The sequence below is a fragment of the Streptomyces sp. NPDC050658 genome (assembly GCF_044457025.1).
Lineage (GTDB): Bacteria > Actinomycetota > Actinomycetes > Streptomycetales > Streptomycetaceae > Streptomyces.
The window spans coordinates 123695-144303 of record NZ_JBITGM010000016.1 but is presented as its reverse complement, the minus strand read 5'-3'; the positions used below and the strand labels follow the sequence as shown (position 1 = coordinate 144303).

Below are 20609 nucleotides of genomic sequence, written 5' to 3'. Positions count from 1 at the left end.
GGGTGCCTACTCGCCGACCTTGAGCAGCTTGTTCGGCGTGCCCTCGCTCGGGTTCGAGATCTTGTCCGGGGTCGCACCGTCGGTCAGCGCCTTGGCGACGTCCGCGGGCTTGGCGTCCGGGTTGGCGGCCACGTAGAGGGCGGCGGCGCCCACGACGTGCGGGGTGGCCATCGACGTACCGGAGATGGTCTTGGTGGCCTCGTCGTCCGTGTTCCAGGCGGACGTGATGTCCGAGCCCGGGGCGTAGATGTCCACGACCGAGCCGAAGTTGGAGAAGTCCGACTGCTCGTCGTCCTTGGTGGAGGAGGCGACCGTGATGGCCTCCTTCACGCGGGACGGGGAGCCCTGGCCGGCGTCGCTGGACTCGTTGCCCGCGGCCACGCCGTAGGTGACGCCCGCGGCGATCGACTTCTGCACGGCCGCGTCGAGCGCTTCGTCGGCTCCGCCGCCGAGGCTCATGTTGGCGACCGAGGGGCCCTCGTGGTTCTTGGTGACCCAGTCGATGCCCGCGACGACCTGCTCGGTGGTGCCGGAGCCCTGGTCGTCCAGGACGCGGACCGCGACGATCTTCGCCTTCTTGGCGACACCGTGCGCCTCACCGGCGATGGTGCCGGCGACGTGCGTGCCGTGGCCGTTGCCGTCGTCCGCGTTGTCGTCGTTGTCCACGGCGTCGAAGCCGGAGACGGCGCGGCCGCCGAAGTCCTTGTGGCTGACGCGGACACCGGTGTCGATGACGTACGCCGTGGCGCCCTCACCGCCCGCGTCCGGGTACGTGTACTTCTTGTCGCCCGCGGTGTCCGCCTGGTCGATGCGGTCCAGGCCCCACGACGGCGGGTTGTCCTGGGTGGCGTCGATGGTGAACTTCTTCGACTGGACGACCTTGCCCACGGCCGGGTCGGCGGCCAGCTGCTTGGCCTCGGTCTCGGTCAGACCCTTGGCGGAGAAGCCGTTGATCGCGGAGGAGTAGTTGCGCTTGAGCGAGCCGCCGTACTCCTCGGCGAGGTCCGACTTGGCGCCCTTGTCGGCCTTCTCGTCGAGCATCACGATGTAGCTGCCGGCGACGGCGCCCTTGGCGTCGAGGCCGTAGACCTTGCCCTCGGCGGGGGTGGCCGCTCCGGCGAAGGACGTGGCGAAGACAGTCACACCGATCGCGGTGGCGGTGGTGGCTATCGCCGCGGTGAGCTTCAGCGAACGTGCACGCTTGTGAGTTGCCATGAAGAGGGGTCTCCTCGTGGTGATTGTGGGGGGATGTGGGGGATTTCAAAACTTCACTGCATCACCCATTGATCTCCGGAAGATCTCCGGGTGTTGGGACGAAACCCTGACTGATTGACGCGCGCAGATCAATACCTACATACACCTGTGACTTGTTCAACAAGGTTCCGTAATAACAAATCGGACCCTCGTCGGCAGAACGGACAGCCCCGTCACGAAGCCCCCCGAGCGCGGCCGGCCGAGCCGCCGAAGTGCCCATAGATGTAAGGGCCTTGTAACGTCTTGCTCCTCCTCGGCGAGGAGCCCTGTGAGGGTCGAAGGGATGAGATCCGGCCGCCCTTGTCACCGGCCCGCACGACGTGCGTCCGCCCGCTCCCGCCCTAGCTTCGGGGCCATGGGGAATGACAACGTACGGGTACGGGGGATAGCCGCTCGGGCCGGCGGATGGAGCGCCGAGCACCGATGGGCGGCCGTGGGCATCTGGGTGCTCTTCGTCGTGGTGTCGATGGCACTGGGCTCGGCCGTGGGCCGGTCCGACGTCGACCAGGGCGACCTGAAGGGCGAGACGAGTCAGGCGACACGGATCGTGGACGACGCCGGGATCGACGAACCGGCCGCCGAGACGGTCCTCGTCCAGGCCGCGGACGGCGGGGCGGGCGCGGCAAAGGCGACCGACCCCGGCTTCCGCAAGGCCGTCGCCGACGTCATGGAGGCCGTCGAGTCCACCGGAGAGGTAACAGCCGTCACCTCTCCCTATAAGAGCGACTCGATCTCCAAGGACGGCCGCAGCGCGCTGGTGCGCTTCGACATGCGCGGCGACGACGAGACCGCGGGCGACCGGGTCGAACCGGTCCTGAAGGCGGTCGACGAGGTCGCAGACCGGCACAAGGAGCTGCGGATCGAGGAGATCGGCGGCGCGAGCATGCAGAAGACGTTCGACGACGCCTTCGGCAACGACTTCCAGCAGGCGGAGTACTCCGCGGTGCCGGTCGCCTTCGGCATCCTCCTGATCGCGTTCGGCGCGCTGGTCGCGGCGCTGCTCCCGGTGGCGCTCGCGATCACCGCGATCATGGCGACGATGGGCCTGATGGCCGTGGTCAGCCAGGTGCAGCCGATGAGCGAGACGGCGAACTCCGTGATGCTCCTGGTGGGCCTCGCGGTCGGCGTCGACTACTGCCTCTTCTACTTGCGGCGCGAGCGCGAGGAACGCGCCAAGGGGCACGACGCCCACACCGCGCTGAGCGTCGCGGCGGCCACCAGCGGCCGGGCCGTGATCGTCTCGGGCATCACGGTGTGCGTGGCGATGGCGGGCATGCTCTTCACCGGCATCGGCGAATTCGAGGCGATGGGCGTCGCCTCGCTGATGGTGGTCGCGGTCGCCATGGTCGGCTCGGTGACCGTGCTGCCCGCGCTGCTCTCGCTGCTCGGCGAGCGGGTGGAGAAGGGTCGCGTGCCGTTCCTGCGGCGCCGGGAGCGGGCCGGCGGCGTACCGAGCGAGAGCAGGCTGTGGCGTGCGGTGGTCGGCCGGGTCCTGAAACGCCCGGTCGTCTCGGTGGCCGTGGCCGCGGGTGTGCTCGCGGCGATCGCGCTGCCCGCCCTGGGCATGAAGACCCAACAGCTCACCCTGGACCAGGAGTTCGGCGACTCGCTGCCGATCGTGGCGACGTACGAGCGGGTCAACGAGGCGTTTCCCGGCGGCTCGGAACCCGCCGAGGTGGTGGTGAAGGCCGACGACATCGACGCGGCGCCGGTGCGGGCGGCGATCGCGGACTTCCGTGAACAGGCGGTGAGTTCGGGCGCGTCCAAGGGTCCGGTCGACGTGAAGGTGCACGCGCGGGAGAACGTCGCGTTCCTCTCCGTGCCGCTGATCGGCGGATCCGACCAGGGCCGGGCCGAGCAGAGCCTCGACCTGATCCGGGACAAGGTGCGGCCCGCGACGCTCGGCGAGGTCGACGGCGTCGAGGCGCCGGTGACGGGTCAGGTGGCGGGTTCGAAGGACTTCAACGACCAGCTGACGTCGTCCGTCCCGCCGGTCTTCGCGTTCGTGGTCGTCTTCGCCTTCGTCCTGATGCTGCTCTCGTTCCGCTCCCTGACGATCGCGATCACGTCGATCGTGCTGAACCTCCTCTCGGTCGGGGCGGCGTACGGAATCCTCGTGATGGTCTTCCAGCACGGCTGGGGCGCGTCGTTGGTGGGCGCGGAGGGCGTGGGCGCGATCATCGCCTGGCTCCCCCTGTTCCTCTTCGTGATCCTCTTCGGACTCTCCATGGACTACCACGTGTTCGTGGTCTCCCGGATCCGGGAGGCGCGGCTCCAGGGGCGTACGACGAAGGACGCGATCAGCCACGGCGTGGTGACGACGGCGGGCGTCGTCACGAGCGCCGCGGTCATCATGGTCGCCGTCTTCGCGATCTTCGGGACGCTGTCGATGCAGTCGATGAAGCAGATGGGCGTCGGCCTCGCGGCGGCGGTCCTGATCGACGCGACGGTGATCCGCGGAGTGCTGCTTCCGGCTGTGATGGCGCTGCTCGGGGAGCGGAACTGGTATCTGCCGCGGTGGCTGCGGCGGCTCCCGGACCTGACGCATGACGAGGCGTCGCCGGGGGCGGTGGGGGCGCCGTCGGCGCCGGAGCGGGTGCGGGCGGGCTAGCCGGGTGGGGGGGCGGGGCCTCGCGCCCCGCCCCCCCACACACGGGGAACCGCCCGCCGGGCATGATCGTCGGTTACGGATGTGACTGAAGCCATGCCCGGCCTCTCGGCCGAACACCGCGAACTGATCTCCGACCTGCGCGGGATCGTCAGCGACTATCCCTATGTAGATCCGGAGGCGGCCCTCTCCGGCCTCGCCGACGACGCCGCGGATGCCGTCCGCCGTGCGGCCACACCGGACGGCCGCCGCGCGCTGACCGGGTACACGATCCTCCTGAACGCCACTTGCTGGTACGCCGCCGCGCGCGTCTTCAGCAAGTCCGTCTTCACGTCGTACACAAAGGCCCTGGAGGGGATCCTCGCGGAGCTGGACGACGACTCCTGCGACTGCCCGGACGGCGCCCATCCCGGGAACCTGGACTCGGAATACGCGGTCGAGGTGGGAGTGAACCTGCTGACCGAGGCCGGGCGCACGGCGTTCGCCGAGGACTACGGCCTGGGCCCCGAGGAGTTGACCCGGTTCGACTGCGAGAGCCACCTCGTGGAGCTCGCCGAGCAGGCCGCTGACCGGATGCGCGAGGCGTACCAGGAGATATTCGGCGGCATCGACGTCTCCCATCTGGACGAGCTGTTCGTCCGGGAGGACGGCGGCATCGACATCGCCGCCATGCAGGGGGCGATCCGCCGCAGCTGGGAGAACAACACCGGCCCGGTCGGCCTCTGGTCCGCCCGCCGGTGGCTCTCCGGGCAGGTGCGGGACGAGGAGCGGATCGGCCTGTTCCTCTGTCTGTGGATGGGCATAGCCCAGACGTACGCGGGTCTGCCGCCCTCCTACGCGCGAGACATGGCCGCCGCGGTCGGCACCATCGACCTGGACGTCTCGTGCGACCATCCGCGCCATCCCTGGCCCACCGCCAAGTCCAGCACGGAGAGCCGCTATCGCGCGGTGCTCCATCTGTACGCGCCGGACGAGCACCCAGAGACCCCCGTGCCCGCCGAGCTGGCGGCCCGTGAGTTGTGGGAATGCCCGGTGCACTACGCCGAGTTGGCGCGGGAGTCCCTGGAAGACCTCGACGGCTGGCGCACCATGCGGGGCGGTGACGAGGAGGACTGGGAGGACTGAGCGGGGGCGGTCCGGGGGCAGTCCGGGGGCGGTCCCACCCCCGGGCAGCGGTTACGGTTCTTGAATGCTGATCACAGAGGAGGGGACGGCGCCCGGTACCGCGTTGCTGATCGCTGCCGCCCCGGCCGGCAAGGGGCAACTGATCGAGGCGACTTCGGTGCTGCCCTCGCTCGCGGCGGTGCCGCCGCCGGCCCTGACCGGGACGGCGGCGGCGACGGTGGTCGAACTCGCCGATCCGCTCGACCCGCAGACCGTGCTCACGCGCATCCGCGCCGCCGCCGCGACACCCGGCCCGCTCTCCCTCTACGTCACCGGCCAGCTCCACCTCGACCACAAACAGCGCCTGCTCCATCTCGCGCTCGCCCGCACCACGCCCGCCACCCTGCGCTACACCGGGCTGCCCTGGCACTGGCTGGCCGCCGAGCTCAGGCTGCGCAGGCCGGGCGCGGCGACGACGGTGGTGGTCGACCTGGTCGCCGACGCCGGTGCCTGGGAGCGGCTCACCGCCGACGGCCTCGCGCTCGGCCACGGGGTCCGGCTGTACGGGAGGATCGTTCCGCCACCGGCCCGCCGTACGACCGTCGCCCCCGACTATCTGAAGGCCTGCGCGGCGATCTGGCGCAGCGGGGCGCAGCCGCCGCTGGCCCAGCTCCACGAGCGGGCGGTGGCGGAGGCCGGGGGCGGCGACGCGCTGCTCCTGGCCGTCGAGGCCCCCGGCCCTGCCGTGGCCGGGGACCCCCATCCGGCGATCCTGGCCGCGGCGCACGACGGCCGGCACGGGGAGGCCGCCTCGATCGCGGCCATGTGGGAGAGCGAGGCGCTGCGCACCCACGGCACCGGCTCGGCCGAGGCCCTCCACTGGCTCGAGGTCAGGGCCGACCTCGCCCGTCTCGCCGACGACCCGGCCCGCTCCAGCGAGTTGTGGGCGGCGGCGGCCGAGGCCCGGCTGATCCGGCAGCAGCCCGTGGACGACCCCGAGGTCGAAGCCGCGGTCGACCGCGCCCACCACCAGTGGGAGCAGGTCGGCGACCTGGAACGGGCCCGTGCCCTCGCCCCGACGCTCATCGCCCTGCGCCGCCATGTGCCGGGGCGGCGGCAGGGTGCGCTCGAGGCGGTGCAGCGTCGGTTGGAGCGGCTGCACGGTGTGGCGTCCGCGGCTACGCCGCAGCCACCACCTTCCGCTCCTCGAACGAGTCGATCGTCCGCGTGAAGTCACGCGTCGACAGCAGCAGCTTGTAGATGATGGCCAGTTCGAAGACCAGCAGCAGCGCACCGGAGACGATCGTCGCCGGCAGCACCACGTCGAACAGCGGGCCGATCATGAAGACGCCCATCTGGAACTCGATGCCGCTCACCAGATGCGTACGGATCCGGTGCCGCAGCAGGAACGACCGCGCCCGCAGATACGCGGGGAACTTGTGCCGGAACTCCTGGTGCAGGTCGATGACCTGAGCCTTGGGCGCCGCGGCGGCCGGAGCCTGAGGGATCCCCGCCTCGGAGCGCGCCTTCTGCAGGTCCTGCTCGACGTCCGCCTCGGGGTTGTCCCGCAGCAGGTCCTCCATGAAGGCGAGCTCGGCCTGGTTCTCCGCCCGGCGGGCCGCCTTCATCCGCACCTTGATCTGCTTGCGCATGGAGTGCCGGATCTTGAAGATCTCCAGGGAGTTGATGTAGCGCAGCGTGTCGAGTCCGACGACGGCGACCGCGGCCCAGATGTAGATGGACTCGCCGGTGCGGTCGTACTGACCCCACATCAGCGCCACCGCACACGCCATCACGCGGATCCGGTCGAAGACGAAGTCGAGCCACGCCCCGAACACCGAACCGGTGCCGGTGAGCCGCGCGATCTTGCCGTCCATGCAGTCGAAGATGAAGCTGACGTGATAGATCACGGCACCGGCCACCAGCCACTGCCAGTCACCGAGCGCGAAACACGCCGCGGACGCGAGACCGAGGAGGAACGCGCCCCACGTGATCTGGTTCGGGGTGATCCGCGTCCGCATGGCCGTCAACCGCACGAGCGGCGTGGCGACCGGGTCGACAAGCAACACGGTCCACCACGCGTCACGCTTCTTCTGGGTGATGCGGCGCACCTCGGCGAGGGGCGGTATGTCTCGTCGCATGGGTCAACTTCCTGGCGTTCGTGGAAAGTTCACCTCACGCTAAGAACCGATTGGTTCAAGGAACAAGAACCTGGCCGTGCAACCTTTGACCGGGGGTAACGGTCAACCTTTCAGGGCGAGTCAATGGCCTCACCAGAACTGGGCTGCGTTACCGGAGCGTTATCGAATGACCGGGACGTTACCGAAACGCTTCACAGAGCGTTACCCTCCAGCGGCCCGGAGCCTTACGCCCCGCCGGCCCGCCCGGCAGCCTTCGCCAGCTCCGCCTCGATGAGATCGGCCGCCATCTTCGTGCCGCCCTCCCCCGCCATCCCGGCCCGCACCTCGCTCAACTTGCGTGCCACTTCCGGGTCTCCGGTCAGCGCGAGCACCGCCTCGCGCAGCGTCCCGGCGGTGGCCTCCGCCATGGGAATGTGCCGGGCGACGCCGAGGGCCTGGAGCATGTCGGCGTTGCCGAACTGGTCGACGGCCTGCGGCACCGCGACCATCGGGGTCTGGGTGGCGAGTCCTTCCTGGCTGCCGCCGGCCCCGGCGTGCGTGATGAACGCGTCGGCCTGCTCGAGGATCGCGAGCTGCGGCACCCAGGAGCGCACCTCCACGTTCGCGGGCACGTCCCCCAACTCGCTCACGTCGACGTGCCCGCCGACCTGGAGGACCACATGCCAGCCGGGCAGATCCCCGAACGCCTTGATGCACTCCCGGTAGAACTCCGGCTGCTTGGTGAACGACGAGCCCAGCGAGACGAGCAGCACCTTCTCCGCGTCGGCGGGACGCTGCCAGTCACCCTGCGCCGAGCGGTCCCCCTGGCAGGCGCCGACGAAGGTGTGCACGCCCTCGTCGACCCGGTCGGCGTTCGGCTGCAGCGCCTTGGGGATGAGCACGAGCGAGCGGAACGGACGGCCGACGAAGGGGTCGGGGTGCTGGGTGATCCCGTTCTCCTCCAGCCAGGCGTGGAAGCGCGCGTAGTAGGCCTGGCCCCGCTCGGACGCCTTCAGGTCGGCGTACATGGGCTCGGAGACCTCTTCCTCGTAGCCGTCCCAGGCCACCAGGTTCGGCGAGAGCGAGACCTCGGGCACGCCCCAGCGGCGGGCGAGGACACGTGCCGCGTAGGAGGTGATGTCGTGCAGGACGAGGTCGGGCTCGTCTCCTTCGTACGCCGCCGCCAGCTGGGGCAGCGTGCTGATCGCCTCGGCGAGGAACGGCTCGATGTTGTCGATGAGCTCGGTCCCCCAGGCCTCGGGGTCGGCGTCCGGGCCCGGCAGCGTCGTCGTGAAGGGAACGACCTCGGCGCCCGTCTCGGCGACCTTCTCGGCGAAGAGCGGCGGGATCGCGTACGTGACGCGGTGCCCGCGGGCGACGAGCTCGCGGATCACTTCGAGGCTCGGGTTGACGTGCCCGTGGGCGGCGATGGAGAACATGGCGATATGGGCACGCTGGCGTGTGGTCATGGAGAGACCATAGACGAGACGAGACGTCTCGTGCAACCCGCCTTCTTCGTGTCTCCCCGCCCCTCGCCGCCCCTCCCCTACCTCTGGTACCTCGCGAGCACCAAGTTGCCGTCCTCCACCAGTCGATGCCTCAGCTCGTCCAGATCGATCGCCCCGCTGTAGTACTCCTGCAGCGCGGGCGTCGCCACCTTGTCCTTCCACTCCGCATAGCCCCGCACCGACTGGGCCGGCGCCGACCGGAGGTCGGCGGCCAGGGCCGTGCCCACGGCCCAGTCGTTCTTCTCCGTCCGCAGGGCCGGATCCTTCAGGGCCGCCGAGCCGGTCGGCAGCATCCAGTCGCCCCGCGCGAGCCGCACCATGTTCTGCGGCTTGAGGAGGAAGTCGATGAACTCGACCGCCTCCTTCTTGTGTTCGGTGTCCTCCGACACGGAAAGGGTCTGCGGGCTGACGCCTTGCGCGAGCCCCTCCGCGCCCGCCGGGGCGGGCAGCACCTGCCAGTCGAAGCCCTTCGGCGCCTGCTGGACGATCTGCTGGCGGTAGGAGAAGCCGAGCGGCACCATCGCGTACTTGCCGCCGAAGAAGCCGGGCAGGGTGTCGGAGCCGCCCATGCCGAGGGTCGTGCTCGACGCGCTCTTGTCCACGTTCACCTGGTCGTGCACCGTGCGCGGCATGATCTCGTCGGCCTTCTCGAAGCGGATGTCGACCTTGCCGTCGGCGCCCCGGTGGAACATCTTGCCGCCGGTCGAGAGCGAGAGGTTGAGCGTCGCGGAGACCGGCTCCTTGAGCGGCCAGGCGACTCCGTACTTGCCCTTGCCGTCACTCAGCTCTTTGGTGACCGAGCGGAACTCGTCCCAGGACCAGGGCTTCTCGGGGGTCGGGATCCTGACCCCGGACTCCTTGAGCCATTTCGCGTTGGCGATCAGGACGCGCGGCTCCTGGAGGAACGGCACTCCATAGACGCCGTCCCCGAAGGTCGTCGTCTCCCAGCTCCGCTTCGGGATGTCGGACTTGAGCCGCTCGGGCAGCAGCTCGCCCAGATCCGCGAGATAGCCGCCGTACGCGAAGTCCGCGAGGTCGTCCGAGGCGTCATGGATGATGTCGGGCGCCTCGCCGCCCTCGAAGGAGGTGAGCAGCTGGTCGTGGACGCTGTCCCAACTGCCCTGGACGTACTCGACCTTGACGTCCGGATGGCTCGCGTTCCACTCGTCGACGAGTTCCTTGTTGGCGTCGACCGACTCCTTCTGCCAGGCCAGCGACTGGAAGCGGAGGGTGATCCTGCCGTCGTCGGACTCGCCGGAGTCGCCGCTGCACCCGGCGAGCAGCAGGGTGAGGGAGGCCGCGACCGCGGTGACCAGGCGTGCGCGCATCAGCTCTTCACCGCCCCGGCCAGCATGCCGCCCGTGATCCGCTTCTGGATTACGGCGAAGATGACGAGCGAGGGCAGCGTCGCGAGGAACGCGGCGGCGGCGAGCGGGCCGAGGTCGGCCGCGCCCTCCGCGCCGATGAAGTGCGTGAGGACGACCGGCAACGTCTGTTTCTCCGGGGTCTTGAGCAGGACGAGCGCGAAGAAGAACTCGTTCCACGCGGTGATGAAGGCGAACAGGACCGTGGCGACGATGCCGGGCGCGAGCAGCGGCGCGGTGATCGAGACGAGCGTGCGGAGCTTGCCCGCGCCGTCGACGGCCGCCGCCTCCTCCAACTCCGTGGGTACGGCGCGCACATAGCCGACCAGCATCCACAGCGCGAAGGGCAGCGCCCACACCACGTACACCATGATCAGGCCGGGCAGCGAGTTGATCTGGCCGAGGTTCTTCAGGACCAGGAAGAGCGGGATGATCACCAGGACGAACGGGAACGCCTGACTGACCACGACCCAGCCGGTGGCGGCCCGCGCGAGCAGTGTGCGGTGCCGCGCCATGACGTACGCCATGGGGGTCGCGATGAGTACGGCGATGAGGGCCGCGCAGACCGCGGCGATCAGCGAGTTGCCCGCGGCGCGCAGGAGCGGCTGTTCGTCAAAGGCCTGGCGGAAGTTGGCGAGGGTCGGGTCCTCGGGGATCCAGGTGGGGTGCAGGCTGGCCAGTTCGCGCGGCGGCTTGAAGGCCGTGGAGATCAGCCAGAGGAAGGGGAAGGCGAGGAAGATCAGATAGCAGAGGAGCGCGAGGTACTGCCCCGCGCGTGCGGGCTTGCTGGTGCGTGTCGTACTCACTTCTCGTCGCCCCCCTTCAGCCGGCCCACGAGGTAGAACGCGAGGATCACCGAGATGACCGCGACCATGACGCAGCCCATCGCCGCCGCGTAGCCGAACTGGCCGTAGCGGAAAGCCTCTTCGTACGCGAAGAGCATGGGGAGGCGGGTGCGGCCGCCGGGGCCGCCGTTGGTCAGGACGTAGACCAGGGCGAAGGAGTTGAAGTTCCAGATGAAGTTGAGCGCCGTGATGGCGAGGGCGACCGGCTTCAGGGCCGGCCAGGTGACCGTGCGGAAGCGGCGCCAGGCGCCGGCGCCGTCCATCTCGGCGGCCTCGTGCAGTTCGCGCGGGGTGTTCTGGAGTCCGGCGAGCAGCGCGACGGTGGTCTGCGGCATGCCCGCCCAGATGCCCACGACGATCACCGCGGGCAGTGCGGTGCCCAGGCCCGTGAGCCAGTCGCGACCGTCGCCGAAACCGAGGTTGCGCAAGGTCTCGTTCAGGACACCCGCGTCCGGGTTGTAGACCAGGCGCCACATGATGCCGACGACCACCTCGGGCATCGCCCAGGGGATGATCGCGAGCGACCGGGCCAGCCAGCGGAAGCGCAGGTTCTGGTTGAGCAGGAGTGCGAGGCCCAGTGCCAGGAGGAACTGGGGCACCGTCACGCCGATCGCCCACAGCAGGCCGATCCGGAACGAGTCCCAGAACAGCGTGTCGTGCAGCAGGTCCTGGAAGTTGAGGAGCCCGATCCACTCGGTGGGCTCGGTGCGGCCCGACTGGGAGTCGGTGAACGCGAGGGTGATGCCGTAGAGGAGCGGGCCCACGCTCAGGATCAGGATGGGGATCAGCGCGGGCAGCACCAGGAACCAGGCGCCGTGGTCGGCCCGTCTGCGGTCGGGCGCGCCCTTCTTCGCTGACCGCGTCGTTGCGGTCGCCAATGTCACGGAATCGGCTCCTTTGGGCGGCTCATCGGGGTTTGGCCGCCCACGCGGCCCCCGTCATCGTGCTGATGGGATCTTGATACGTCAAGCAGCTGCGCACACCTCGCGGGCCGCCCTCGCACGCCGTTGGCCTGTGCGAATGCGAGACTGTGTCGGCTAACGAGGCATGGGGCGCGGGAGGCGACGGATGGACGAGGCACGGGCGCGGGACGTACTGGACGCGGCGGGGCTCGACCGGGACGCGACGCTGCTCGCGCTCGGCGAGAACGCGGTGTTCGGCAGCGGCGAGTTGGTCGTCAAGGTCGGCCGGGACGCCCCCGAGCTGCTCGACCGGGCCCGGCGTGAACTGCGCGTGGCCCGGTGGCTTGAGGAGTCCGGCGTGCCCGCCGTGCGTGCGGCGGAGCCCGGGGCGCGGGCGGTGGAAGGGCATCCGGTGACGCTCTGGCACCGGCTCCCGGAGGCTGCGCGCCCCGCCGAGCCGCGCGATCTCGCCGCGCTGCTGCGTCTGGTGCACGCGCTGCCCTCCCCCGACTTCGACCTGCCGCCGCGCGAGCTGCTCGGTGGCGTCGAGCGGTGGCTGCGGCTCGCCGGCGACGCGATCGACCGCGAGGACGCGGACTATCTGCGCGAGCGCCGGGACGGCTTCGCCGCGGCGGCCGCCGCGCTCACCCCGCAGCTGCCGCCCGGCCCCGTCCACGGCGACGCGCTGCCCCGCAATGTCCTGGTGGGCCCGGACGGTCCCGTCCTCGTGGACCTGGAGACGTTCTCCTCCGATCTGCGCGAGCACGATCTGGTGGTGATGGCGCTGTCGCGGGACCGGTACGGACTCGCGGCCGAGGCGTACGACGGGTTCGTCGCCGAGTACGGCTGGGACGTACGGGAGTGGGAGGGCTGTGCGGTGCTGCGGGGCGCCCGGGAGACGGCCAGCTGCGCGTGGGTCGCACAGCACGCGCCGGCCAACCCCAAGGCCCTCGCCGAGTTCCGCCGCCGCGTCGCCTCGCTGCGTGACGGGGATCCGGCCGTGCGGTGGTATCCGTTCTGAGCGGCCCTCAGACGCCGGACGTGCTGAACTCCTCCCGCAGCGGCCACGCGCCGTCCACCACCGCGTCAGCGTTGCCCTTGCGGCGCAGGAAGTCCTGGAAGTCCGCCGCCCACTGCGCGTACCACTCGATCTGGCGGCGGTGCAGCTCCGCCGGGCCGAGGGCGGCGACCTTGGGGTGGCGGTCGGCTATCGCGGTCGCGAGGCGCGCCGCGGCCAGCGCGTCCGACATGGCGTCGTGGGCCGACTCCAGGATCACGCCGTACTCCCCGCAGACCGCTTCCAGGTTCCGCTTGCCCTTGCGGTAGCGGTCCACCGAGCGGTCGATGGTGTACGGGTCGACGACCGGGGCGGGCTCGGCGCCGCCGAGGCGCTCGCGCAGGGACGGCAGGCCGTGCCGCCGCAGCTCCGCGGAGAGCAGGCTCAGGTCGAACGTCGCGTTGTAGGCCACGACCGGCACGCCCGACTGCCAGTACGAGGTGAGGACGCCCGCGATGGCGTCGGCGACCTCCGGGGCGGGTCTGCCGTCCGCGGCCGCCCGCTCGGTCGAGATCCCGTGGACCGCGACCGCCTCCTCGGGGATCTCGACCCCCGGATCGGCCAGCCATTCCTTGCGGCCGAGGACCTCTGAGGCCCTGACCTCGATCACCGCCCCCGTGACGATGCGTGCCTCACTCGGATCCGTCCCTGTCGTCTCCAGGTCGAAACCGATCAGCAGCTCCCGGTGCCAGCCCATGGCCGCCCCCTTCTCTGTGGTGCGTTCCCCCAATGACCACCACGATCCCACGCGCCACTGACAATCCGAGGCGCGCGTTCCGCTTAGCCCGCCGGAAGGCCTGCCGGGCAGCTCACGACACCGGCCGCGAATCCGCCCACGCCAGCTCGAACTCCTCCCGATACGTCTCGAAGAGCCCGCTCTCGCCCGGTTCACCCGCCTTCACCACCCGGCGTCCGCCGCGCAGCACGAGCACCGGCGCCTCCATCCCGCGCGTCCTGCGCAGATACGACTGGACGACCGCGACACCGTCCGCGCCGTCCCCGTCGACCATGTACGCGGTGAAGCGGGGCGTCTCGTCGAAGACCTGGATCTCGAAGGCCCCCGGATCACGCAGGCGGGCCCGCACCCGGCGCATGTGCAGGATGTTCATCTCGACGCTGCGGCTCAGCTCGCCCTTCTTCAGACCCAGTTCGCGCTCCCTGCGCCGCACCGCGCTGCTCGCCGGGTTGAGGAAGAGCAGCCGGACCCGGCAGCCCGACTCGGCGAGCCGCACCAGACGGCGCCCCGAGAAGTTCTGCACCAGCAGATTCAGGCCTATCCCGATCGCGTCGAGCCGGCGGGCCCCGCCGAAGATGTCCTCGGCGGGGAACTGGGTGAGCAGCCGCACCCGGTCCGAGTGCACGCCCACCACATCCGCGTACCGGTCGCCGACCAGGGACTCGACGGCGTCCACGGGCAGCCGGCGCGCGGACGGCGCGTCGGTGCCCGCGCCGAGTATCTCCAGGAGCCTGGCCGAGGCGCGCTCCGCCTGCGCGAGCACCGTTTCGGAGAGCGCCCGGTTGCGGGAGACCACGTTGCGGGTGACCTCCAGCTCGTCCAGGGCCAGTTCGACGTCGCGCCGGTCGTCGAAGTAGGGCTCGAAGCAGGGCCAGTGCTGCACCATCAGCTCACGCAGCTGGGGCAGCGTGAGGAAGCTGAGGACGTTGTCGTCGGCCGGGTCGAGCAAGTAACCCTTGCGGCGGCTCACTTCGCGTACGGCGACGGCCCGCTGGACCCACTCCTGGCCGGCCGGACCGGCGGCGGCCACCACCCAGTCGTCGGCGTGGACCGGTTCGTAGACGGGACGGAGCACAGCGGCCACGACGGCACGCAGCCGCTGCTCCACGAGGTTCAGCCAGATGTAGGCCCGCCCGGCGCGCTGCGCGCGCGTACGCACCTCGCGCCAGGCGTCGGCGCCCCAGTCCAGTTCGGGTCCGATCTGAGATCCCATCTCCATCGGCCGCGCCAGGGACACCGCTCCGGGCGGGCCGTCCGCGGAACCCCCCTCGTGACCCTCGTCACCAGGGGGCAGCTCCCGCCCTCCCGAGCTCACCCAGCGCACCCCTTCCGCTCCCCCGAGCACTCCCCCGTTCAACGATCAAGGAAGGGTACTCCGGGAGCGGCGGGCGGTGCAGCCGGATGGACAGGTGGCTTTCTCAACTACCGCCTTCCGTATTGCCGTTCTGGTCGGCGAGGTCTCCGGGCGTGAGCGGATTCATAGCGGTCACGTCGCGCGGGGCGAGCGAGAAGCCCTGCCAGTGGACCGGCATGGGCTGCTGGTCCTCGTCCCGCGCGATGTGGTGGAAGCCGATGTTGACCCAGGTGACGGGGTGCTTGAGCGTCTGCCCGTTGACCCACTTGTCGACGCTCCTGGGGCCGCAGTTCTCGGACAGATTGTCGCTGGTGTACTTCTCGCACTTCTTGTACTCGGTGAAGTACACGTCGTGGTTGCTGTAGTTGCGGCCGGGGTGCTTGACGGTGTGGCCCGGCACGATCTCGTACGAGCGCGGGTGGCCGTCCTTGTTCTTGCCGGCCGTGCTCACCACGCGCCACCAGCGCATGCCCTTGACGTCTCCGATGAGTTCCTTGGTGACGGGCGTACGCGTCGTCTTCGTCTTGGGCTTGCCGTTGCCCGCGGGCGGCGTGACCTTGGAGTCGTACTGCTCGACCTTGGCCTTCGGGGAGCCGTCCAGGCCGAAGTTGAGCCGCCAGGAGACGTTGTGGCTGTGGCTCTCCGCGTAGTCGCTCGCGCCCTTGCCGATGGGCCAGCCCTTGCCGTCGGTGCCGTCGAAGTCGCTGGGCGAGAGGCTGCCGGTGGCGCCGACGTTCGAGGTGATGGTGCCGTCCGAGGAGAAGCGCCACTCGGTGATGTACTCGTACCAGGACGCCTGGTTGACGGTGTAGATCAGCAGGTCCTTGCCCTGGGCCTGGTAGATCTTCTCCGGGTTCTGGTAGATGTCCGGGGTCATCCGGTACGCGTGCCCACGCGCGCGCGTGGTGGTGCACAGGCCCTTCACCTTGCCGCCGGGGATGGGCGAGCCCTCGACCTTGACGGTCTTGACGGTGCCGCCGGGGCACTCGGAGGGCTTGAGGGGCAGCAGGTCGGTGCCGAAGGAGGCGCCGGTGATGTCCTGGTACTCGTCCTCGCCGTCGTCGTAGGGGACGTGGACCTGCGCGAGCCGGGCGCTGGTCAGGACGGGGATGGGCTTGGGCTCGTTCTTCGGCTGGTACGAGATGTTGTCGAGGACGAGGCCCGCGTTGGTGTTGTAGTGCCAGCACATGCGCCAGGTGGTGCCGCCGTCGACGGTCTGCTCGATGCGGTAGTCGGCGCTGCAGGCGGGTGCGGCCGCCGGGGCGGCCTTCGGGCTGTTCTGGGTGGCACCGGCCGGTCCAGCCGCGGCCACGGCGGTGCCCAGGAGCGCGGTGACCGCAAGGCCGATGGAGGCGCGCTTGCGGGCGCGCGTGAATCTGTTCACGTGCATGGACAAGGAACTCCCTCGTGCGGGAAGTGAGATGACGCTGGCAGAGGCCCCTGTGGGCCGCTCAGCGGAGTCGGGTGACGGTGCGGGCGCTCAGGTCGACGATCAGGTCACGGGTGTCGATCCAGGGGCCGTTGACGACCTTGCTGACGACGCTGAGGCACCGGTGTTCGCCGCACTTGGCGAGCGCGTCGGGCAGTTGCTCGACGGTCTCCTTGTGGAAGACGAAGGCGCTGAGCGTCAGCTGGTCGGGCGAGGTGAGCTCCTTGCCCATCGCGCGCTTGTAGTCGCTCTTGAGGTCCGCGCCGAGCGGGTCGGCGATCAACAGCTGGGCGGCCTCGGTGAGTTCGTCCCGCGCGGGTGGCGGCTGTACCCCGTGCGAGGTGTCGGTGTCCTCGACCTTTCCGGTGTCGAGGTTCACCGTCTTGGTGACCAGCGCGTCGTCCTTGTAGTCGTAGTAGACGATCTCCGCGCGGCGCGGCCGGTCGGCGTCGACGGCCTCGGTCGGGTCGGCCTCGCTGAGGTTGCTGCTCAGCAGCTGCGGGCCGCGGTCTCCCTCGACATCACGGGCCGACAGCCGGGCGCCGCCGCCCATGGCTATCTTCTCGGCGCGCTCCGTCTCGGCGTCGGTCAGCGGGTCGCTGCCGATGCCCTTCTCGCCTTCCTGGGGCGCCTCCTCCACGACGGCGTCCTTCGGAATGGCGTTCTGCTGCGCCGCTCCCGCGGCCGCGCTGCGGCCCTGGTCGGCGGAGTCCCCCGCGCCCGCCTCGCCCGGCAGCGTGATCCCCACCATCACGGCGGTGGCCGCTGCGGCGACCGCGGCACCCGCCATCACTTTCCCGAGATGGCGTCTGACTAGTTCGCGCACATCCTCCCCCTACTTCCCCTGATGCCCCACTGATGGGCATACCGAGTATGTGGTCGATCCGTTAGACGGGCTCAACTCCTGGGTGGTTGCCCCACTTTCGGGGAGACTCTGGCCAAAGTGACCCCGGGCCGAGGGGGCGGTAGTGGAAGAGTCGTATGCATGCAGGTGTGGCCAGGGCAGGCGTATCCACTGGGTGCCACGTACGACGGCGCCGGCACGAATTTCGCGGTGTTCTCCGAGGCCGCCGACCGCGTCGAGCTCTGTTTGCTGCACGACGACGGCTCGGAGACCGCCGTCGAGCTGCGCGAGTCCGACGCGTTCGTGCGGCACGCCTATCTGCCGGGCGTGATGCCTGGCCGGCGGTACGGCTTCCGGGTGCACGGTCCCTACGCGCCCGCGCGCGGGGAGCGCTGCAACTCCGCCAAGCTGCTGCTCGATCCGTACGCGCGCGCGGTCAGCGGCCGGGTCAACTGGGGCGAGGAGGTGTACGGCTACCGGTTCGGCACCCCCGACAAGCGCAACGACATGGACTCGGCGCCGCACACGATGACCTCCGTGGTGGTCAACCCGTACTTCGACTGGGGCGACGACCGGCCGCCCCGCACGCCGTACAACGAAACGGTGATCTACGAAGCGCATGTGAAGGGCCTGACGATGCTCCACCCGGAGCTGCCCGACGAGCTGCGCGGGACGTACGCGGCGCTCGCGCATCCGGCGGTCATCGACCACCTCACGCAACTTGGCGTCACAGCGCTTGAGTTGATGCCGGTGCACCAGTTCGTGAACGACCACCGGCTCGTCGACATGGGCCTGAACAACTACTGGGGCTACAACACGATCGGCTTCTTCGCCCCGCACAACACGTACGCCTCCTGGGGCGACCGCGGCGAGCAGGTCCTGGAGTTCAAGCAGGCCGTGAAGGCGCTGCACGAGGCGGACATCGAGGTGATCCTGGACGTCGTCTACAACCACACGGCGGAGGGCAACCACCTGGGTCCGACGTTCTCCTTCCGGGGCCTGGACAACGCGTCGTACTACCGGCTCGCGGACGACCAGCGCTATTACACGGACACCACGGGGACGGGCAATTCGCTCCTGATGCGCTCCCCGCACGTACTGCAACTGATCATGGATTCGCTGCGGTACTGGGTCACGGAGATGCATGTGGACGGCTTCCGGTTCGACCTCGCGGCCACACTGGCGCGGCAGTTCCACGAGGTGGACCGGCTCTCGTCCTTCTTCGACCTGGTGCAGCAGGACCCGGTGGTGAGCCAGGTGAAGCTGATCGCCGAGCCGTGGGACGTCGGCGAGGGCGGCTATCAGGTGGGCAACTTCCCGCCGATGTGGACGGAGTGGAACGGCAAGTACCGCGACACGGTGCGCGACCTGTGGCGCGGCGAGCCGCGCACGCTCGCGGAGTTCGCGTCCCGGCTCACCGGTTCGTCGGACCTCTACCAGGACGACGGGCGGCGCCCGCTCGCGTCGATCAACTTCACCACCTGCCACGACGGTTTCACCCTGCACGACCTGGTCGCGTACAACGACAAGCACAACGACGCCAACGGAGAGGGCAATCGGGACGGCGAGAGCCACAACCGCTCCTGGAACTGCGGCACCGAGGGCGCGACGGACGACACTGCGGTCCTGGAGCTGCGCGAGCGGCAGATGCGCAACTTCATCGCGACGCTGATGCTCTCCCAGGGCGTGCCGATGCTCAGCCACGGCGACGAGTTCGCGCGTACCCAGGGCGGCAACAACAACGCGTACTGCCAGGACAACGAGGTCGCCTGGGTGCGCTGGCCGCAGGACGGCTGCACCCAGCTGGAGTTCACGCGCGCGATGGCGTGGCTGCGCCGCGACCATCCCGTCTTCCGCCGCAGGCGGTTCTTCCACGGGCGGCCGGTCGAGGGCACGCACGACGAGCTGTCCGACATCTCCTGGTTCACCCCGGAGGGCGAGGAGATGACGCAGCGGGACTGGGACGCCTCGCAGGCGCGGGCGCTGACGGTGTTCCTGAACGGCAACGCGATCTCGGAGCCGGGCACGCGCGGCGAGCGGATCGCCGACGACTCGTTCCTGCTCATGTTCAACGCGTCGGCCGAGCCCCTGGAGTTCGTCGTGCCCGTCAATCACGGCCGGCAGTGGCAGGTCGTCGTCGACACCGCGTGCGCGGACGGCATCCCGCCGGACACCGGGCCCAAGGCGGGCGCCGGTGAGCGTCTCACGCTCGCGGACCGGAGCCTGACGGTCCTGCGACGGCCGGCGTGACGAAAGCGACGAGGAACGCGAGGGCGGCGGCCGCGCTGCCGAGGGCGAACGCCGCGCCGGGTCCGTGCGACTCGGCCAGGCGTCCCGCCACGGCCAGCGTGACCGCCTGCCCGCCGACGAAGGCGCTCGCGGCGAACGTCATGCCCTCGGCGAGCCGCTCCTGCGGGCAGGACCGCTCGGTCAGCGCGAAGCCGGTGATGAGATTTGGGGCGTAGACGGCGCCGAACACGGTCACCACGAGGTAGAGGCCGGTCAGGCTGTCCGTCCACACCAGCGGCAGCGAGAGCAGCGCAGCGGCGGCCGTGGCGGCCTTCCAGCGGGCGTGCAGGCCGAAGCGTTCGGGCAGCGCCGCCATGGAGAGCCCCACGACGGCGCTCATGACGCCCATGGCGGCGTAGACGAGCCCGGCCTGGCCCGGCTGCCCCAACTCCTGCGTGAGGGCCGTGATCCCGGCTCCACAGGCGCCCAGGAGCACCCCCAGGAAGACCAGTCCGACGCGTACGACGTAGACCTCGCGCGGCAGCCGCGAACGCTCCCCACGCGCGCGTGGCGCCGGCTCCGCGGCTGCCCGCACCGTCCGGCCGGTGGGGTGCAGCGCGAATCCCGTGCCGCAGACGGCGACCAGGAGCGCGGCCGTCCCGAAGGCGTACGCCGGGTGGGCGGCGACGGCGGCGAGGCCCACCAGGGCGGGGCCGAGCACGAAGGACAGCTCGTCCATGGTGCTCTCCAGGGAGAGCACGGTGTTCACCAGGCGGTCGTCGCCGCCCGCGCGGCGGACCAGCGGCACGGCACGCGCGCGGGCCAGCGGGCCGATCCCCGGGATGCTCGCACCGGCCAGGACCGCGAGCACCATCAGCGCTGGGGTGGGCAGGTCCATGAGGGCACCCAGTGTGTACGCCGCGATCGCGACGGCGTTGAGCAGCGAGAACGCGAGCACCACCGGGCGCTGACCGCGCCGGTCGGCGAGACGGCCGACGAACGGGCCCATGGTCACCTGGCCGAGGGCGAGCGCACAGGCCACGATGCCGCCGGTGGCGAGCGATCCGCTGGTCTCCGTGACGAGCAGGACGCTGCCGAACTGGATCATGGCCACGGGGAGCCTGCCGAGGAACGAGATCACCGGAAGGGCCGCTCCGGTGTGCCCGATCACTTCCCGGTAGGTGTCCAGGAGTCCTCGTGCGCCCTGTGTGTCCGGTGTGGCCTGCGCCTTCGTAACCATCGTCCGAAGCTAGCC

The 20609-nt window shown here is 70.2% G+C and carries 16 protein-coding genes; 5 read left to right on the top strand and 11 right to left on the bottom strand.

Annotation, left to right across the window (positions count from 1 at the left end; all coding sequences use genetic code 11):
* Positions 1-6: 6 nt before the first annotated feature.
* Entirely contained in the window at positions 7-1215 is a 1209-nt protein-coding gene (locus ACIBKX_RS38200; protein WP_363272179.1) for a S8 family peptidase, read from the bottom strand.
* A gap of 394 nt (positions 1216-1609) precedes the next feature.
* Here ACIBKX_RS38200 and ACIBKX_RS38195 point away from each other — a divergent pair, with 394 nt between their 5' ends.
* From ACIBKX_RS38195 to ACIBKX_RS38185, 3 genes are all read left to right on the top strand, one after another.
* Entirely contained in the window at positions 1610-3865 is a 2256-nt protein-coding gene (locus tag ACIBKX_RS38195) for an MMPL family transporter (protein WP_363272180.1), read from the top strand.
* Positions 3866-3946: 81 nt separating this feature from the next.
* Complete coding sequence (locus tag ACIBKX_RS38190; protein ID WP_363272181.1) at positions 3947-4987, top strand: hypothetical protein; 1041 nt, start codon at positions 3947-3949, stop codon at positions 4985-4987.
* A 64-nt stretch (positions 4988-5051) separates the two neighbouring features.
* Positions 5052-6197: a hypothetical protein gene (locus tag ACIBKX_RS38185; RefSeq protein ID WP_363272182.1), complete on the top strand. Its 1146-nt coding sequence runs from the start codon at positions 5052-5054 to the stop codon at positions 6195-6197.
* Here the strand turns inward: ACIBKX_RS38185 and ACIBKX_RS38180 are convergent.
* The 5 genes from ACIBKX_RS38180 to ACIBKX_RS38160 form a co-directional block, all read right to left on the bottom strand.
* Complete coding sequence (locus tag ACIBKX_RS38180; protein ID WP_363272183.1) at positions 6145-7107, bottom strand: CDP-alcohol phosphatidyltransferase family protein; 963 nt, start codon at positions 7105-7107, stop codon at positions 6145-6147. The two genes, ACIBKX_RS38185 and ACIBKX_RS38180, sit on opposite strands and share 53 nt — an antisense overlap.
* Positions 7108-7331: 224 nt before the next feature.
* Complete coding sequence (mgt, locus tag ACIBKX_RS38175; protein WP_363272184.1) at positions 7332-8555, bottom strand: macrolide-inactivating glycosyltransferase; 1224 nt, start codon at positions 8553-8555, stop codon at positions 7332-7334.
* 77 nt (positions 8556-8632) lie between these two features.
* On the bottom strand, positions 8633-9922 hold the full coding sequence (locus ACIBKX_RS38170) for a sugar ABC transporter substrate-binding protein (RefSeq protein ID WP_363272185.1): 1290 nt from the start codon (positions 9920-9922) through the stop codon (positions 8633-8635).
* Positions 9922-10764: a carbohydrate ABC transporter permease gene (locus tag ACIBKX_RS38165; RefSeq protein ID WP_363272186.1), complete on the bottom strand. Its 843-nt coding sequence runs from the start codon at positions 10762-10764 to the stop codon at positions 9922-9924. Before ACIBKX_RS38165 ends, ACIBKX_RS38170 begins: the two co-directional genes overlap by 1 nt.
* A complete protein-coding gene (locus ACIBKX_RS38160) occupies positions 10761-11681 on the bottom strand; it encodes a sugar ABC transporter permease (RefSeq protein ID WP_363272301.1) in 921 nt (306 codons plus the stop codon). The genes ACIBKX_RS38165 and ACIBKX_RS38160 overlap by 4 nt, the downstream gene beginning before the upstream one ends.
* Before the next feature lie 190 nt (positions 11682-11871).
* Here ACIBKX_RS38160 and ACIBKX_RS38155 point away from each other — a divergent pair, with 190 nt between their 5' ends.
* The gene (locus ACIBKX_RS38155; protein WP_363272187.1) at positions 11872-12726 is read left to right on the top strand and encodes an aminoglycoside phosphotransferase family protein; all 855 of its coding nucleotides are present in this window, start codon (positions 11872-11874) and stop codon (positions 12724-12726) included.
* Positions 12727-12733: 7 nt separating this feature from the next.
* Here ACIBKX_RS38155 and ACIBKX_RS38150 read toward each other — a convergent pair whose 3' ends face one another.
* The 4 genes from ACIBKX_RS38150 to ACIBKX_RS38135 all read right to left on the bottom strand — a co-directional run bounded on the left by ACIBKX_RS38150 (position 12734) and on the right by ACIBKX_RS38135 (position 17071).
* Positions 12734-13459 carry a 3'-5' exonuclease gene (locus ACIBKX_RS38150; protein ID WP_363272188.1) on the bottom strand — a complete coding sequence of 242 codons (726 nt, stop codon included), beginning with the start codon at positions 13457-13459 and terminating at the stop codon, positions 12734-12736.
* A 112-nt stretch (positions 13460-13571) separates the two neighbouring features.
* Positions 13572-14813, bottom strand: coding sequence for an SAV2148 family HEPN domain-containing protein (locus ACIBKX_RS38145; RefSeq protein WP_363272189.1), 1242 nt, complete (start codon positions 14811-14813; stop codon positions 13572-13574).
* 103 nt (positions 14814-14916) lie between these two features.
* The gene (locus ACIBKX_RS38140) at positions 14917-16242 is read right to left on the bottom strand and encodes a copper amine oxidase (RefSeq protein ID WP_363272190.1); all 1326 of its coding nucleotides are present in this window, start codon (positions 16240-16242) and stop codon (positions 14917-14919) included.
* A gap of 61 nt (positions 16243-16303) precedes the next feature.
* Entirely contained in the window at positions 16304-17071 is a 768-nt protein-coding gene (locus ACIBKX_RS38135; RefSeq protein WP_363272191.1) for a Tat pathway signal sequence domain protein, read from the bottom strand.
* A 195-nt stretch (positions 17072-17266) separates the two neighbouring features.
* Between ACIBKX_RS38135 and glgX the strand changes: the two genes are divergently transcribed.
* Complete coding sequence (gene glgX, locus ACIBKX_RS38130) at positions 17267-19375, top strand: glycogen debranching protein GlgX (RefSeq protein ID WP_363272192.1); 2109 nt, start codon at positions 17267-17269, stop codon at positions 19373-19375.
* Here the strand turns inward: glgX and ACIBKX_RS38125 are convergent.
* On the bottom strand, positions 19329-20594 hold the full coding sequence (locus tag ACIBKX_RS38125) for an MFS transporter (RefSeq protein WP_363272193.1): 1266 nt from the start codon (positions 20592-20594) through the stop codon (positions 19329-19331). The genes glgX and ACIBKX_RS38125 overlap by 47 nt on opposite strands.
* Positions 20595-20609: the final 15 nt, after the last annotated feature.